The sequence below is a fragment of the Granulosicoccus antarcticus IMCC3135 genome, assembly GCF_002215215.1.
Lineage (GTDB): Bacteria > Pseudomonadota > Gammaproteobacteria > Granulosicoccales > Granulosicoccaceae > Granulosicoccus > Granulosicoccus antarcticus.
This window is the reverse complement of record NZ_CP018632.1, coordinates 1140943-1157487: the sequence shown is the minus strand read 5'-3', so window position 1 is coordinate 1157487 and position 16545 is coordinate 1140943. Positions and strand designations below refer to the sequence as shown.

At 54.3% G+C, this 16545-nt stretch carries 15 protein-coding genes; 4 read left to right on the top strand and 11 right to left on the bottom strand.

Annotation, left to right across the window (positions count from 1 at the left end; translation table 11 throughout):
• Nucleotides 1–2 precede the first annotated feature (2 nt).
• From xdhC to IMCC3135_RS04880, 3 genes are all read left to right on the top strand, one after another.
• Nucleotides 3–1199, top strand: coding sequence for a xanthine dehydrogenase accessory protein XdhC (xdhC, locus tag IMCC3135_RS04890; protein ID WP_088916582.1), 1197 nt, complete (start codon nucleotides 3–5; stop codon nucleotides 1197–1199).
• 4 nt (nucleotides 1200–1203) lie between these two features.
• The gene (guaD, locus tag IMCC3135_RS04885; protein ID WP_088916581.1) at nucleotides 1204–2523 is read left to right on the top strand and encodes a guanine deaminase; all 1320 of its coding nucleotides are present in this window, start codon (nucleotides 1204–1206) and stop codon (nucleotides 2521–2523) included.
• An 80-nt stretch (nucleotides 2524–2603) separates the two neighbouring features.
• A complete protein-coding gene (locus IMCC3135_RS04880; protein ID WP_088916580.1) occupies nucleotides 2604–3446 on the top strand; it encodes an oxygenase MpaB family protein in 843 nt (280 codons plus the stop codon).
• 37 nt (nucleotides 3447–3483) lie between these two features.
• Here the strand turns inward: IMCC3135_RS04880 and IMCC3135_RS04875 are convergent, their stop codons facing one another.
• From IMCC3135_RS04875 to ypfJ, 7 genes are all read right to left on the bottom strand, one after another.
• Nucleotides 3484–4155 carry a CDP-alcohol phosphatidyltransferase family protein gene (locus tag IMCC3135_RS04875; RefSeq protein ID WP_205737910.1) on the bottom strand — a complete coding sequence of 224 codons (672 nt, stop codon included), beginning with the start codon at nucleotides 4153–4155 and terminating at the stop codon, nucleotides 3484–3486.
• Between the two features lie 26 nt (nucleotides 4156–4181).
• Nucleotides 4182–5171 (bottom strand): phosphatidate cytidylyltransferase, encoded by a 990-nt coding sequence (locus IMCC3135_RS04870; protein WP_088916579.1) that lies wholly within the window; start codon nucleotides 5169–5171, stop codon nucleotides 4182–4184.
• Nucleotides 5168–5830: a lysophospholipid acyltransferase family protein gene (locus IMCC3135_RS04865; protein WP_088916578.1), complete on the bottom strand. Its 663-nt coding sequence runs from the start codon at nucleotides 5828–5830 to the stop codon at nucleotides 5168–5170. Before IMCC3135_RS04865 ends, IMCC3135_RS04870 begins: the two co-directional genes overlap by 4 nt.
• A gap of 10 nt (nucleotides 5831–5840) precedes the next feature.
• Nucleotides 5841–8051, bottom strand: a complete 2211-nt coding sequence (locus tag IMCC3135_RS04860; RefSeq protein WP_169727410.1) for a DUF3857 domain-containing protein — start codon at nucleotides 8049–8051, stop codon at nucleotides 5841–5843.
• A 133-nt stretch (nucleotides 8052–8184) separates the two neighbouring features.
• Complete coding sequence (metA, locus tag IMCC3135_RS04855) at nucleotides 8185–9312, bottom strand: homoserine O-succinyltransferase MetA (protein ID WP_088916576.1); 1128 nt, start codon at nucleotides 9310–9312, stop codon at nucleotides 8185–8187.
• A gap of 4 nt (nucleotides 9313–9316) precedes the next feature.
• On the bottom strand, nucleotides 9317–10156 hold the full coding sequence (locus IMCC3135_RS04850) for an ATPase (RefSeq protein ID WP_088916575.1): 840 nt from the start codon (nucleotides 10154–10156) through the stop codon (nucleotides 9317–9319).
• Between the two features lie 12 nt (nucleotides 10157–10168).
• A complete protein-coding gene (gene ypfJ, locus IMCC3135_RS04845) occupies nucleotides 10169–11035 on the bottom strand; it encodes a KPN_02809 family neutral zinc metallopeptidase (protein WP_088916574.1) in 867 nt (288 codons plus the stop codon).
• A 110-nt stretch (nucleotides 11036–11145) separates the two neighbouring features.
• On the opposite strand from ypfJ, the gene IMCC3135_RS04840 reads away from it, so the two are divergent.
• On the top strand, nucleotides 11146–11964 hold the full coding sequence (locus IMCC3135_RS04840; protein ID WP_088916573.1) for a TatD family hydrolase: 819 nt from the start codon (nucleotides 11146–11148) through the stop codon (nucleotides 11962–11964).
• Between the two features lie 47 nt (nucleotides 11965–12011).
• On the opposite strand, the gene IMCC3135_RS04835 is transcribed toward IMCC3135_RS04840, so the two are convergent.
• From IMCC3135_RS04835 to glyQ, 4 genes are read right to left on the bottom strand one after another with little or no spacing between them, the layout of a single operon-like run.
• A complete protein-coding gene (locus IMCC3135_RS04835; protein ID WP_157735771.1) occupies nucleotides 12012–12749 on the bottom strand; it encodes a lysophospholipid acyltransferase family protein in 738 nt (245 codons plus the stop codon).
• A 1-nt stretch (nucleotide 12750) separates the two neighbouring features.
• A complete protein-coding gene (gene gmhB, locus IMCC3135_RS04830) occupies nucleotides 12751–13299 on the bottom strand; it encodes a D-glycero-beta-D-manno-heptose 1,7-bisphosphate 7-phosphatase (RefSeq protein WP_088916571.1) in 549 nt (182 codons plus the stop codon).
• Nucleotides 13299–15395, bottom strand: a complete 2097-nt coding sequence (gene glyS / locus IMCC3135_RS04825) for a glycine--tRNA ligase subunit beta (RefSeq protein ID WP_157735770.1) — start codon at nucleotides 15393–15395, stop codon at nucleotides 13299–13301. The genes gmhB and glyS overlap by 1 nt, the downstream gene beginning before the upstream one ends.
• Nucleotides 15388–16338 carry a glycine--tRNA ligase subunit alpha gene (gene glyQ / locus IMCC3135_RS04820; protein ID WP_088916569.1) on the bottom strand — a complete coding sequence of 317 codons (951 nt, stop codon included), beginning with the start codon at nucleotides 16336–16338 and terminating at the stop codon, nucleotides 15388–15390. Before glyQ ends, glyS begins: the two co-directional genes overlap by 8 nt.
• Nucleotides 16339–16545: the final 207 nt, after the last annotated feature.

Here is a 16545-nt window from a genome sequence, read left to right as displayed (position 1 = left end):
TCATGAGTGACTGGCTCACACAGGTCTCAGCGCTGGCAGATAATGACACTGCCTGCGTTCTGATAACGGTCGTTGCAACCCGGGGATCGATCCCCCGGGAAGCAGGCACCCGAATGGTCGTCAGTGAACACCACTGTCATGGCACGATTGGCGGTGGACATCTGGAATTTCGCGCTATCGACATTGCCCGTAAGCAACTGGCCAATACCGACCGGGCAGAAACATTCACGGAACGATTTCCCTTAGGCGCATCCCTGGGTCAGTGTTGCGGTGGCCTCGTCCATCTGTTGTTCGAACGTCTGCAGGCAGACCAGCAACCGTGGCTCAGCTTTGTATTGACCCAGCAACGGCAAAAGCAAGCGGTGGTCATGCTGACACAGTTACTGCCGGATACGCAGAACCCCGGTCATATCTCATCCATCCGGCGCCTGGTAGTCAGTGAACAGGAAACAAGCGGTGAACTTGTCGGCGTCCAGCAATCGGCCATCGAGTACGCCAGACAACAGCTTGTCTCCAGTCACGACAACCTGGTCGATAGGGTCGATGTCAGTCAATTGCAAATAAGCACCAACGCTGAAAACTCAGAGACAGACACCGATATCAGCCCGGCTTTTCACCCCATGCCGCTACTGGTAGAGACCCTGGTACCCGACGCCTTTACCATCCATCTGTTTGGTGCCGGACATGTCGGCCAGGCCATCGTCAATGTACTCAGCGGCCTGCCCTGCAAAATCCACTGGATAGACAGTCGCGACGATCAGTTTCCAGGCACCTTGCCAGCCAATGTTCATCCTCTGGTCAGCGATCAGCCAGATATGGACGTGAACGATATCCCGGCGGGCAGCTATGTGCTCATCATGACGCACAATCATGCTCTGGATGAGGCGATCTGTGAACGTGCCTTGCAACGAGACGATCTGGCCTATTGCGGACTGATCGGATCGGCCAGCAAGCGGCGCAATTTCATCCGCCGCTTTGAAACACGTGGAATGTCGGCAGCTGGCATCGAGCGCCTGACCTGCCCTATCGGCATGCCAGGCTTGTCCGGCAAACACCCTGGCGAAATCGCTATTGCCGTGTCAGCTGAACTGTTGCTCCTGCGAGCATCAGACAGCACAACATCGGCTCAATCTACACATTGTTCGAGGATTCTGGCCAAACCTGAGTTTGCCAAACGTCCCGCATTTGCATCGGCTTAATTCCATGACTAATTCATTGACCCCCGTTCAGGCCTTCCGAGCCTCCCTGCTGCACTGCGTCAGTGATCCTGGCGAAAACGATGCCGGTGCTGTCGATTATCTGGAGGACGGCATCATGCTGGTCGCCAATGGTCGCATTGAAAAGATCGGCAGTGCCGAGGACCTGCTACCCACACTGCCCAGTGAGGTTCCGATACACGACTATCGCGGCAAACTGATCGTGCCCGGTTTCATCGATACGCACGTTCATTACCCACAGACGGACATGATTGCCTCCTATGGCTCGCAACTGCTCGAATGGCTGAACACTTACACCTTCCCCACCGAAGCCAAATTTGCAGACGAACACTATGCGGCGGATACCGCTGAATTCTTCGTCAACGAACTGCTGCGAAACGGCACCACCAGTGCCCTGGTTCTGGGCACCGTTCACACCCAGTCCGTTGACGCCATCTTCAACGCTGCCCGCGGACACGACATGCGCCTTATCGCCGGCAAAGTGTTGATGGACAGAAACTGTCCGGAGAACCTGCGCGACACCCCTGAGTCGGCCTATACAGACAGCAAGGCTTTGATTGAGCGCTGGCACGGCCAGGATCGTTTGCAATATGCGATCACACCACGTTTTGCCCCCACCTCTTCAGAGCTTCAGCTACAGCGAGCAGGACAGCTGGCGGCCGAGCATCCAGACACCTTCATCCACACCCATGTTGCCGAGAACACCAAGGAAGTCGAGTGGGTTGCCGAACTGTTTCCCCAATGCCGTAGCTATCTCGATGTCTATGACCGCTATGGTCTGTTACGAGATCGTTCTGTATTGGCACACTGTATTCACCTGGATTCTCAAGACCGCAAACGGCTTGCTGCCAGCGGTGCCGCGATGGCTTTCTGCCCAACATCAAACCTGTTTCTGGGCAGTGGCTTGTTTGACCTGTCAGCGGCCCAGTCAGTAGGAGCACGAGTGGGTCTGGGTACCGATGTCGGTGCTGGCACCAGCTTCAGCATGTTGCAAACACTCAGTGAAGCCTACAAGGTGTCGCAGATGGCGGGCCAGTCACTGTCCCCGTATCGTGCTTTGTACCTGGCCACTCTGGGCAGTGCCAAAGCTCTGTATATTGATGACCATGTCGGCAACTTTGCAATCAACAAGGAAGCCGATTTTGTCGTGCTCGACTGGGACAGTACACCGTTGATGAAACGACGCATCAATGCAGCTCAGTCACTGGAAGAAAAACTGTTTGCACTGTTCATGCTGGGAGATGACCGCGCCATCAGCAAGACTTATATACGCGGAGAGTGTGCACATAGCAGGGATCTGTCTTGACAGTTTCATGAGCTGCGGCCAGTCACGATAGTGTCGCAGCTTGCATCACGCTACAACATCGACGTCCGGAGGTTTTGATCATGTCGCGATGGTCCGATGAAATCGAGACTCTGGATCCGACGCTCGACTACGAGCGAATCTACTTCCTTCTCAGTGCCTATGAGTTTTCCTGGGATATCGAAAAAGCGCTGGAATTTGCGCTTTTTCGTACCTACGCAGCCCCTTCAATTTCGGGGCTTCTATCCTGGACAGGCGAGTTTCGCAAGCACACCCGCAAACGATACGACGACACAGAACTATTGCTTTCAGAGGTCAGTGAGAACGGCCAGGACAGTGAGCGCGGTGCGGCGGCTATCGCACGAATCAACGACATGCACGGTCGCTTCCGAATCTCGAATAACGACATGTTGTATGTCTTGTCGACGTTTGTAGTGGAGCCTGTTCGCTGGCTGGAACGTTTCGGAAAGCGCACCATGACTCAAACAGAAATAACCGCCTGCATCCATTACTACCGGGCTTTGGGTGAAAAAATGAAAATCAGGGATATCCCTGAAGACTTTACGGCATTTGATACGTTCAATCGAGACTACGAAGCTGACAATTTTTGCTACGCCCAAACCAATGCAGAAATCGGATCGCTGACACGCGACCTTCTGCTCTCGATGTATTTGCCGAAAAAGCTTGTGCCTCTGGGCCGCCCGGCGGTCCACGCCCTGTGCGACGCACCACTTCGATCTGCCATGGGATTTGCGGAACCACCTCCCTGGCTTGAAAGACTACTGCTGACAGCTCTGCGGCTCAGAGCACGACTGCTTCGCATACTGCCTGCACGTCGTCGTCCACGACTGATCACTCAGCGTCGGCGACCAAGCTATCCCCTGGGTTACCAACTCTGCGAGTTGGGCACATTCAGGAAAAAGTAGTTGCCGTTCTGTCTCAGGGCGGTTTGACCACCCCGCTCTACTGCAAGCGCTTGAGCAACGTATTACTGCGTCGATACAGCGTCAGTATCGTACCGGCACACAGAATCCAGAGAGCCACTTGCAGAATAGTTGCTACAGAGTGTGCCAATGACTCTGACACAAAACTGCAGACTGCAGCGATCAGCAGAGCTCCGGTGACCAGAGCCATGCGATGCGGTTTTGCCATAGGCCCCTGAAAATCGACAACACCATCGATACCCTTGCCCAGCTCGCGGACGTAGGCGGTAAATACTGCTAATGCCGCCGCCGCCCAGCCTAACGAGACTGAGCCTGCCGCCAGACCCAGGCCCACCAGAATCAGAACATCGGCCACACGATCCGGAAACTCATTCCAGAATGCACCATCCAATGTTTTCTTCCCCGCCTCAATAGCCACCATGCCGTCCATCAGGTTGCATAGCAGGCGCAACTGACAGCCAATGGCTGCCACGATCAGCCATAGCCCTGCCAGCACGCGTGCATTCACGGACACCGACAGCACCAGAGCTCCCAGTGCGACAGCTGCAAACACCATACTCAACATGGAAATCTGATTCGGTGTAATTGATCTTTTCGCCAACGCGGCAGAAAGTTTTACAGCCCAGACCGTAGAGCGACTCGTCAGAGGACGGCGGTCATTCAATGGGTTTTCATCGGGCGGATTCTGCACAGAATTGTCTCCAGGCGATAACTCATTCAAGAGACATCCCATCCATAACGTACAAGGTGAAAGAAAACCGGGGCGGCAAACAAAACTGAATCCATACGATCAATAAATCCACCATGACCCGCAATCAGGTGGCCCCAATCCTTGACACCACGATCACGTTTGATCGCCGACAAGACCAGCCCGCCCATGAATCCCATGAGAGTGCTGACAAAAGCCATGGCGGCAGATTGCAAGGGTGTGAATGGTGTAATCCACCACAGCAGCGCACCAATAAGTGTGGCACTCAGAATGCCACCCACGGCGCCTTCAACCGTTTTAGAAGGAGACAACGCCGGCGCTATCCGGGTTTTACCCATCAGCTTGCCCCAGACATATTGCAAGACATCGCTGATCTGCACCACCACCACCAGATAGGCAATAAGCAGCACGCCACGCCCTTCAAATCCGGGTATATCCAGTGTCAGCAAAGCCGGTACATGGGAAGCACAGAACACACAAATCATGAGTGCCCACTGCGTCTCCGCCACTCTCACCAGATACTGTTCGGTACTACCTCGCAAGGCTGCCAACATGGGTAGCAACAGGAAGGCATAGACTGGAATGAAGATCGAATAGAGCCCATACCATTCATACCAGATGAGTCCATATTGCACCGGCAATACGACAAAGAAAGCCGCCGCCAAGGCCCAGTGATCATCACGCCGGGTTTGCGTCAATGTGATGAATTCGCGCAATGCGGCGAAGGAACAGAATCCGAACAGTACGATAACACCGGCCTTGCCACCTAAAAACGCCAATCCCATCAAGACAACCATGGCCCACCAGGCATTGATGCGCGCATTCAGATTATCGATGACCGAAACTTTGGCAATGGCTGACTCCTCATCAGCAGCACGCCCCGTATTTTGCGTAGCGCGTTGGCGCATGGCAAGCCATTGCCCGATCAGCGTAGCGATAATCAGAACCGCGGCAACGCCGACGAGCAACTTGAGAAGATCAGAGGTGGAATCGCTCATGACTGACCTCCATTGACACCAGACTCTGCCGCGGCAAGGGCCAGCAGCGAGCCTTCGGCACGCGCCAGAAATTCGTTTTTACTTTCACCGCCAACAAGCTCCAATGGTGGCCCGAAAGAGACACTGCAGATCAAGGGAACAGGAATGATCTCGCCCTTGGGCAGGACTCGATTCAGATTATTGATCCACACAGGAACCAGTTGCACATCAGCACGTGCACTCGCCAGGTGAAACAGACCACTCTTGAACGGCAGCAAACGACTCTCTCCGGTATTGCGAGTGCCCTCGGGAAAGACAATCAGTGAATCACCATTGTCCAGAGCCTCAACCATCTGCGCGACCGGATTACTATCCCGATTAGCAACATTTCTTTCAATGAGTACCGAGTGAAAGACATCACAACCGATAAACCGGCGTAATGAGGATCGTAGCCAGTAGTCCGCACCAGCCACCGGCCGGGTTCTGCGTCGCAAGGCGGGTGGCAGAACCGTCCAGAGCAACACGAAATCGCCGTGGCTACAGTGATTGGCAAAATAAACCCGTTGAATATCGCGTGGCTCACTACCCAGCCATTTGGCATGAACAGCGGTCACCAATCGGGCAAAGATCAGAATGGCATTTGCCGCAAACCAGGCCAGAGCTTTTCTGAATCTTGACATGACTGGTTGACTAGGCAATGGCTCGTGCTCTGAAAATTCTCAGTAACAGTATCGCAAGTCCTGGCGCCAGCATCCACCAGTAAAACATGCCGGCCTTGCTTACCTCGTATCCAGCAACCTTGATAGCGGCAGCCACGGCAGGTGGTTCATCTTCGATATAGAACGAAGCCAGATCATCGATACGAGTGACAGCGGCGGCGTAATCGACCAGATCAACGGCTGCCACCTCATTGCTCAGGGTTTGATACCTGAATTTGACATTGACATGAGTGCCTTGTTCGTTGACTGTTGCTTGCTTGGAAAACCGCATCCAGGGCGTTTCCACCGAATCGTTCAGATCCTCCAGGCGCATGCCATAAGGCAGAGTCACATCCCACGATTCTTCAATAATGATGGGATGTACGATTCCGTAGGGCTGTTGCCGTCCACTGGTTCGAGCCGGCAAATCCAGATAACTCATGATTTCATCTGCATGGATCCACCGGTAGCGCTCCACCTCACCATCACTGACCCAGAAGTCTGGGATTCGGTATGACTCTTCGATAACCACACCATCGCCTTCAGCTTCGATGAATTCAGGTTGATCAGTGGCGCTGATGCGATCAAAATAGTCCGCGTAATAGGACTCGTAGGCTCTGGCCAATTGTCGAACCCCATCAGACTCCAGAGAATGCCGTACATTCTCAGCCCAGCCACCTTGCTTCATGGTGGTCACTTGCAGAGACGCTGACATATTGGCAGGCACCTTCCCTGCCCCATTTTCACTGCCAGTATCAGACAGCTTCGCTACGGCATTGTCGGGCGATGATTCCAGCAACTCGACTTTCTTGTTGATCGACATGCGGTACCGCACTTGCGAAGTCGACATCTCGACCAGACCCGTTGTGCCTGCAGCCAGAACCAGTGCCCGCCCATAGTCGGGCTCACGCAACTGCCCCAGTGCTCCAGCCTGATAACTCAGCGTCGGGTCAATGAAATGTACTTGCCCGTCGACTAGCAAATGCACAATGACATGATTGAACGCATGCAGACGATAAGGGTAACTGGCTGACTCCAGCCCGCGATCGGTATTCACCAAGGCTGCCTGAGCCTCAACCCCCAATTCCTTGAGCAGGGTGATCAGCAGCAGTGCCTTATCCTTGCAATCACCAAAGCGCCGCTCCAGCGTCTCAGCTGGCCGTGAAGGCCAGTGCGAGTTCTTTCCCAGCTCGACACCAAAATAACGAATCTCGTCTTGCACCCAACGCAAGGCGGCCCCAATCTGCTCATCTCGATCATCACTGGAGGCACGAATAACGCTGGCAATGGTTGCAATCTGCGCACTAGCCTGCTCCTCCAGCTTGTACATGGGTGCAGCCCATTCCACCACCGATCGCCAGTCCTGCATATCACTGAAGACCATGGTGCCACGATTGTAGTGCCAGTTAGGAACGTCATCCTCAATGCTGAATTCAGGCACATCACGTTGTTCCAGCAACAGTTCCTGAATGCCAGCCTCTTCCGTAATCTGCACGGGCCAATCATCACCACGTACACGTCGATTGAACGGCCGGTCAGAGCTTGTCAGTATTCGTACAGACTGCCGAGCCAACGGTGTCGACACCTCAGTGTTTACACGAAATTCGCGATGACCTTCATAGATTGGATTCTCGCCAGCAACCGAATAGGAGTAGCGTACGGTGTCGCCACTGCGAACATCATCCAGCACAATGGCAAGCGTCCGGGTTCCATCGTAGATAAGCTCGGCACGATCCGCCTCCGTACGCAACAGATCAAAACGTGCTGTAGACAACTTGTCTACCCGTTCATCACCCCGCTTTATCCAGAGCTCATGCACAAACAGACGCTCATAGCTGGGATCAAACGATATTTCGATACTCGAGTGATTCTCCACACCGTAGCGATTGGTCAGACGGTATTCCAACGCCGTAAAATAACTGCTCTGCCCCACTTTGATGCCGTTGTACTGAAAATCCCTCAGCCGCCCCTGATATCCCTGCACCACCTCAGTGTCAGCCGGCAGCTCCGGATCAAACGCTAAGACTGGTCGAACCCAGTCTGGCACGGGGGCAAAGGCGAAACCACTTTTCGGCAGTTGTTCAGGTGGCAGCACCGCCGCTGGCAACGCCGCAGCAAGCGATGAGGAAAACCCCAGGGCCGGCGCTTCAACGGCTCCAACAGAACCGGCGACCGACGCCATGCCCAACGACAGGATTGCCATAAGTGTGGAGCGCGTAATCAATCTACGCCGACAGGTACTTCCAATACGACCCACTAACATGGCAGACAACTGGTTCAGGATTCTCCTGTCATTTGTCGGCTATGCACACGAATTAGTACAGACTAGCCCTCCATTACGTGAGGCGCGACACATCACCGGCCAGCCAACCGAGCGGATCATCGGGATCAACACCGTCCATGAACGGTAATTCACGTAGCCGGTTTGTCACCTGATACACCAGTCCTATCCAGTTGCCGACGAGTGCCTCGCCGCTATCGTGCCAGGTATTGGTCAGACGATCGAGCGCCAGATTTTCAGGAAACCGCGGAGTAGCATGTTGGGGAGCGGATTCAGACGTGATTCCAGACTCCGCCCTGGCCAATATCATCTGATGGACACGCTCTTTGTACTCATCGAACAGGGCCTTGTTGTACCGATCGAAATAATGACGGGGAATGGGAGGATAGGCTGGCAACTGCCCGCTGACAAAGCCTCCAACGTCACGCTTGTATTCCTTGAGCAGGCTGACACTGTCGTACTCTGGATGCCCCTGCATGAAGAGACTGCGAAAGCCATCCGGGCTGACAGCCAGTTGCACACCCGGCTCCTCACCACTGATCAGTACATGCAGACCAGCCTCTGTAAGTTGCTGCTCCGTGATTTCGTTAAAGCGAGAATGCGGCACAAACAGACGAGTATTGATGTCCTGTACCAATGGGTGATCCTTTCTGACAACATCGTGCTCGAAAACTCCCCAGCACTTCTTGGGCAGGCTGCGTCTGCGAATGTTGTAGCGTGCCAGCAGTACAGCATGTGAAGCCAGACAAGAACACAAGGTAGAGGTGACGTTCGCATCGGCCCAGTCGATCACCTTGAGCAACGGATTCCAGAATATCTCCTCGCTCAGATCGGCATTGGTGACATTGGCCCCACTGATGATCAAAGCATCCAGCCCGAGTTCCTGTATTTTCGCAAAGGGCTCGTAATAACGGCTGATATGTTGTTTGGCAGCCTCACCCCGTGGAATCTCGTCCAGGGTGAATGGATGTATACAGAACTGTGAAATCGGGTTACTGGAACCGACAAGCCGGAAGAACTGCCGCTCGGTTGCCTCCAGTGCGGCATCGGGCATCATGTTCAGTAGACCGATGTGCAACGCACGGATGTTCTGTTCTCGCGCTCTTTCCGGAGACAGTATGCGATAGCCTTCTTCACGTAATCGTTCGAAGCTGGGCAGATCGTTATGGGCGACGAGTGGCATGGCTTTAAACCGTCAGTGCGTCGCCAATAAGCGACAGGAATTCTTCAGCATTCTGCACTTCAAAGGCATCGCGTGCAGAGATCACGTAACCGTGCTCCTTTGCAATGGCCTCATAACGTGGCACACGTGTCTGGAACAACCGTGGAAACACCCAGCGAACAAAATCGGAGGGATCTATCTGGGTGGCGTACTCCAAACCGTGTTCCGTATAGAACTCGGACAACTGCTCATCCAGAAACTCCTCACGATAATACAGAGGCTTCGGATTTCTGGCGGCTCGCTCGATCAGAAAGGTCTCATCCTCCGGGCTCGTCTGGATGTAGATCATGAGCGTATTGTCGGCAACAGACTGGATTACCTGCTTGTCATCGATTTCGCAAAAACTGCCGCTCGCATCATTGAGAAAATGATCATAGCCATAGATGACCTTCGCCTTCTCGGCAAAAGACTGTACATCTTCCATGGCCGCAATTTCGGCTTTGAGATGCAAGGCCTGACGTCGCTTGAAATCCGACAGAGCCAGGCCACCCAGGTCGGGATTGCCCAGCATGCCCAGAAAGGTGGACAGAGGCTTGAGATTGTCTACCGTGATGTTATTGCTGATGTAGATGGAGTCAGATCGCAGCAAGTCCCGCAGAAACGGCACCTGCATCGCCTGCTTCTTGATGTTGTCCAGAATCGGCTCATCCAGATAGCGCGTACCGATACGGTAGTCCACCGAATAATGAAACCAGTCATCACTGCGCAGCATATTGGCCAGGCGTGTCTTGCCCACACCTGACATGCCAAGCAAGGTCACTCTTTTTTGTTGCCAGTCCAGAAACTGCTGACGATCCATACGCATAACGAAAAACCTTCAGCTAAGTGTGTTGCATTGATTGGGATCGCCGGTATTCAAACCGACATACAGCCATTCCTGCCTTTGCTTGGAAGAACCATGCGTGAAGGCATCGGGCCGCACTTTGGCACCAGCAGCACTCATCAGGGCATCATCGCCAATCTTTGCTGCCGCATTCATGCCCTCTTCCAGGTCACCCGGCTCCAGTAACTGACTATTGTTCTTGTGTGCGTGATGTGCCCAGACGCCAGCATAGCAGTCTGCCTGCAGCTCAGTCAGTACGGACAGCTTGTTGGATTCGATCTTGCTCACGCTACGCTGACGCTTTTGTACCGCCATGGAAACACCCAACAGGTTCTGCACGTGATGACCGACTTCGTGAGCGAGAACATAGGCCTGAGCAAAGTCGCCACCGGCACCCATTTTCTGCAATTCACGAAAGAAATTCAGATCGATGTACACCTGGTAGTCACCAGGACAATAGAAAGGCCCGGCAGCAGAGGATGTGTAACCACAGGCAGAATTGACGCCGCCGTCGAAAATTACCAGTTTGGGCGGCTGATAAGTCTTACCGAACTGCTTGAAAAGCGGGGTCCAGACATCCTCGTTATAGGCCAGCATGGTCTTGACGAATTCCGTGGCCTCATCGTTGGCAGGAGACTGTCCGCTTGATTGTGGTGCCGTCTGAGACAAGCCGGTCGTCGAGCCACCCGTGCCGACCAGTCCAGACAGATCAACACCGAAATACATGCCGATCAGCAGCACAATGATGCCGGCACCACCACCGATCTTCATACCGCCACCACCGGGCATGCGACGTTTGCCTGACCCCGATCCACGACGATCTTCTACGTTGGTACTACGTCTACCTTGTCTCCAGCGCATGGCCAGCCTCCTGAATCTTGAGTACACCCCCTGAACAATGGGCGCAATGTAAAAATCTACGTGTTAGATTGTTGCACGTTTCTCGCCTCAGAAATTGATCCCGAATCGTCATGCAACGTCAACTGGCCCCCTCGCTCATAGACAGTCATGTGCACACTGACGACGATCGCCTGCAACCCGATCAGGCCACTATCATGCAGTCTGCACGCGCTGCCAATATCATCGCGCAGATAGTACCGGGGATCTCGCAACCGCTGTGGCCGCGGGTCAAGGCGTTATGTGACGCACATAGCGATCTTTACCCCTGCTATGGCCTGCACCCCTGCTTTCCAGAAGAACACAAGCCACTACACATCGACGAGTTGAAGCGCTGGCTTGAGCGGGAACATCCGGTGGCGGTCGGAGAATGTGGCCTCGACTATCAGATTGTCGATGCAGACAAGGTGCAACAGCAGCAATTGTTCGAAGCACAACTGAGCCTGGCACGCGAGTTTGATCTACCTGTCGTGATCCATGCAAGAAAAGCGGTTGAGCAGGTCATCAATATGATTCGTGCCTCAGGCCATTTCTGCGGCATGATCCACAGCTATAACGGCTCGGCACAACAGGCTGGCAAACTGATCGATCTGGGTTACAAGCTGAGCTTCGGTGGCGCTGTCACCTATGATCGGGCAAGTCGCCTGCGCAAACTGGTGGCTCAACTACCACTGGATTGTCTTTTATTGGAAACAGACGCCCCGGACCAGACCGATGCCAGACACCAGGGGCTGCTCAATCAGCCAGCTTTTCTGGTGGATATCTGGCAGGCCATCAGTGCGCTGCGGCAGGAGGATCCGGAGACCCTGGCTGCAGCAACGACTGACAACGCCATTGCCCTGTTCCGACTGCCTCTGACGGCGGGTAATCGCCAGAAACCAGGCCAGAAATAGTCTGGCCCACTGCCGGTCACGGTTCAACAGGCCCCTGGAGGCTTGCTCTAGTAAGGGAAACGATCCACAACCGTAATTTCTGCCATCCGGCCTTCGATCCACTTTTCAGTCTCAGCCAGAATCTGTGAAGCTTTCTTGCCCTCACTGGAGATTACCGGGCCGATGCTGACGGTAATGGTGCCGGGCCACTTGATGAAGCCCATGCGCGGCCAGAACTCACCGGCATTGAGAGCCACCGGCAACACATCGGCAGGCACGTTTCTCGCAATCATGGCACCACCGACCCGGTATTCGGGCTCTGCACCCACGGGGCGACGAGTACCTTCCGGGAAGACAATGATCCAGCGGCGTCGAGCCAGACGATCCTTTGCCTGAGTACACATCTGATGAATCGCCGAACGCCCACTGGCACGATCAATCATGATGAATTTCAGAACATACAGGGCCCAGCCAAAGATGGGAATCCACAACAGAGAGCGTTTGGCAACGTACACGCCCGGGTAGAACAAGGTAGGCAGAAAATAGGCTTCCCAAGTGGATTGATGCTTGGCCATGACAACGCAGGGTTTATCCGGAATATTCTCCAGACCATCCAGCTCCCAGGAGACGCCGCAAATAACGCGCAGTCCCCATACATTGCTTCTGTTCCACAGGATCGCCAGGGCATTGCCCATGCGAAAAGAGAACAGACCAAAAATCAGTACCGGACCTCCGAGCACCAGCGTCACAACAATCTGCCAGATCCAGAACACAACACTTCGCACCATCAACCAGAATCGATACACGCTATTCCTCCTCTTTAGGCGCCAACAAGGCATCCACGTAGCTAGCCAGATCATCGTAGGCTGGAATGTGCTCCAGACCTTTATTGTTATCCAGTGTTTTCTGCCCCTTGCCGGTTCGCACCATGATCGGGGTGGCCGCCGTTGCCATGGCTGCCTGCATATCACGCAATGAATCCCCGACAACGACCACGGTGCTCAGATCGATATCCAGGCGCTCACTGATGGTGTACAGCATGCCGGGGGCAGGCTTGCGACAATCACACTGTTCTGAATCATTATGCGGACAAAAGGCGATGACATCGATCTTGCCCCCCGCCTTGTTAACCTTCTCATGCATGCGTTGATGAATGGCGTGCAAGGTCTCCAGCGTCAGCAGACCACGACTGATACCGCTTTGATTGGTGGCCACGGCAACATGCCAGCCTCCCTGATGAAGGCGGGCAATCGCTTCCAGACTGCCGGGCAAGGGCACCCACTCGTCTGGATGCGCGACGGGCTTTTCCAGGTACTCATTGATAACCCCGTCGCGATCCAGCACGATGAGCTTCATCACGACTGGCCTGATGAAGCTGTTGCGGTTTCTACCTCAGCAGGCTGCAGCAGACTCAACTCAGCTGTACTGCAGCACAACTCGTTGACCTGCCTGAGCAGAGCCAGACGATTATCACGAAGCTCGACGTTTTCATCCATCACCATGACGCCATCGAAAAAAGCATCAACCGTTTCGCGCAGACTGGCAGTTTCGCGCATCGAAGCTTGATAATCACGACCTTGCATATGCTGGGTAATGACAGGCTTGACTCGGTCAACTTCTGCATACAAGGCAGCTTCAGCCGGCTCATGCAGCAAGGCCTTGTTAACCTCATCCGGCACCGCTGTTTCCACTTTCTTGAGTATGTTGCCAATACGCTTGCTGGCGGCTGCCAACGAGGCCGCGGCATCACTTGAGCGAAACTGCTGCATGGCTTCCAGGCGAGCCACGATATCCAGTGGACGCGTCAGACCTTTTGCAAGCACGGCATCAATGGCATCAGCCGCATACCCCTTATCCACCAGATAGCCGCGCATGCGTTCGATAACGTAAGCCAGCATGGCCTCGCGATCAGGTGCTTGCAGTCGCTCCCCATAGTTATCCAACGCTTGTTGCAGTATTTCATTCAGGTCCAGATCGAGTTTCTGTTCCACCAGAATACGTACGATACCCAACGAGGCACGTCTCAGACCGAAGGGGTCCTTGGCGCCGGTTGGCTTCATGCCCAGTCCGAAAATACCGGCCAGCGTATCGGTCTTGTCGGCCAGAGACACGAGCTGCGATACCACGCCTTCAGGCAACGGTCCACCTGCCTTATTGGGGAAGTAGTGCTGCTCCATCGCTTCGCATACGGACGCGGGATGACCATCACGCGTAGCGTAATAGCGTCCACAGATACCCTGCATTTTAGGTAATTCCTTGACAATCTCTGTGTTCAGATCGCACTTGCACAAGGTGACCGCAAGCTTGACATCGGCAGCCTCCATCAGGAGTTCACTGGCCAGCCAACCGCCCAGTTTTTCCATACGCAGAACTTTGTCTGCCACGCTACCCAGCTTCTCCTGAAACATCAGTCGTGACAATTGCGGCTGGTGCGCCGCAAGCGGTTGCTTTTTGTCTTGCGACCAGAAAAACATGGTGTCGGCAAAGCGCGGCCGGATAACCCGTTCGTTACCATCCACAACAGTTTCCGGATCATTGGACTCCAGGTTGGCAATGGTAATGAAGGCAGGCATGAGCGCACCCTGATCATCCAGCAGAGCAAAGTAGCGCTGGTTTTCCTGCATGGTCTGAATCAGCGCTTCCTTGGGAATCTCCAGAAAGTTGGCCTCAAAACGTCCAGCCAGTGCTACCGGCCATTCCACCAGTGCATTGACCTCATCCACCAGCTCATCATCCATCACTGGTGTGCCACCGATGGTGGCAGCCACACTTTTTACCTGTTCTACGATGCGTGCACGCCGCTTCACCGAATCGGCCATGACATAGGCCGTTTCAAGCGCCGATTCATAGTTTGACGGTGATGCCAGCGTGATGGCATCGGGCGCATGGAAGCGATGACCCAGAGTCTGATTACCAGCCTTGAGTCCAAGCACCTCCAGTGGCAGCACAGATTCGCCATGCATTGCCAGCAACCAGACAACGGGTCGCAAAAATTCCTGTGGACTCGCTCCCCAACGCATGCGACGCGGCATGGGCATGGTCTTGATGGCCTCGGGCAGGGTCTCGAGCAAGACTTCAGTCAGTGATTTTCCGGGCTGAGTCTGTCTGGCAACAACCCATTCGCCCTTGGGCGTTTCGATCGTAGCCAACTGCTCAAGAGTCACTCCGGCTGAGCGCATGAAACCTTCCAGCGCCTTGGTCGGCTTGTCATCTTTGAAGGCCGCAGCCTTGGCAGGTCCACGTCGCTCCACTTCTGTGTCCGGCTGGCGTTCACCAACCTGGGTAAACCGTGCAGCGATCCGTCTGGGGGTTGCGAAAATTTCAGGCTCCCCGGCACACAGATCACTAGCTTGCAGCGCTGCCTTCAGCACCGCTCCCAGATGTTGCGCCATGGGTTCGACTGATGCGGCTGGTAGCTCTTCACAACCCAGTTCGATGATCAGGTCAGACATTGTCCGCATCCTCTTGTGCTGCACTTGCATCAGCCGATTTCAATAACGGAAAGTCCAGCGCTTCGCGCTTGTTGAGCCATGCTTCGGCCACCTGCCTGGAAAGAGTTCGCACCCGCAGGATGTAACGCTGTCGTTCGGTAACGGAAATGGCGTGTCGCGCATCCAGCAGATTGAACGAATGTGAGGCACGCAGCACCTGCTCGTAGGCTGGCAATGGCAACTCGAGTTCACACAGACGGGCACAGTCCTTTTCGCATTGATCAAACTGCAAAAAAAGTGCATCAACATCAGCGTGTTCGAAGTTGTAAGCCGATTGCTCCACCTCATTCTGATGAAAAACATCGCCATAGCTGACAGGACCGTCGAGCGTGTGCCCCCAGACAAGATCGTAAACACTCTCAACTCCCTGGATATACATGGCAAGACGCTCGATTCCATAAGCCAACTCTCCCAGAACCGGCTTGCAGGCAATACCACCGCACTGCTGGAAATAGGTGTACTGAGTGACCTCCATACCGTTCAACCAGACTTCCCAGCCCAAGCCCCAGGCGCCCAGTGTTGGCGACTCCCAGTTGTCCTCGACGAAACGGATATCGTGTTCCAGCACATCAAAGCCCAAAGCCTTGAGCGAACCCAGGTAGAGGTCCTGCATGCCCTCAGGAGAGGGTTTCATGACCACCTGAAACTGGTAGTAGTGCTGCAAGCGATTCGGGTTGTCTCCATAGCGACCGTCTGTCGGCCGTCTTGACGATTGCGTATGACAGGCATACCAGGGCTCAGGCCCGATGGCGCGCAGAAATGTTGATGGATGAAACGTCCCCGCACCCATTTCCATGTCGTAGGACTGCTGCACCAGGCAACCCTGGGCGGCCCAGTAGTTTTGCAGTACGGCAATCATGCCCTGAAATGTCTTTACATCCGGCTGCACGGCAGCTTCACTCATGATCTGTTCAGCTCTTGTCGTAAAAAGTGTGCCAGTGTACTTAATCCAGCGAGGCGCGACGATACGGTAGAATGCCGTGTCGGAAAAAGGCTTTGCACGACAGAACGAATTGGTTACGCACTATGCCCCATAATAACGCCCCATTACGGTGCATAATTGTAAGGCTTGCACCATATAGATGCGTAACAGGTACCAAGAAAATATTTA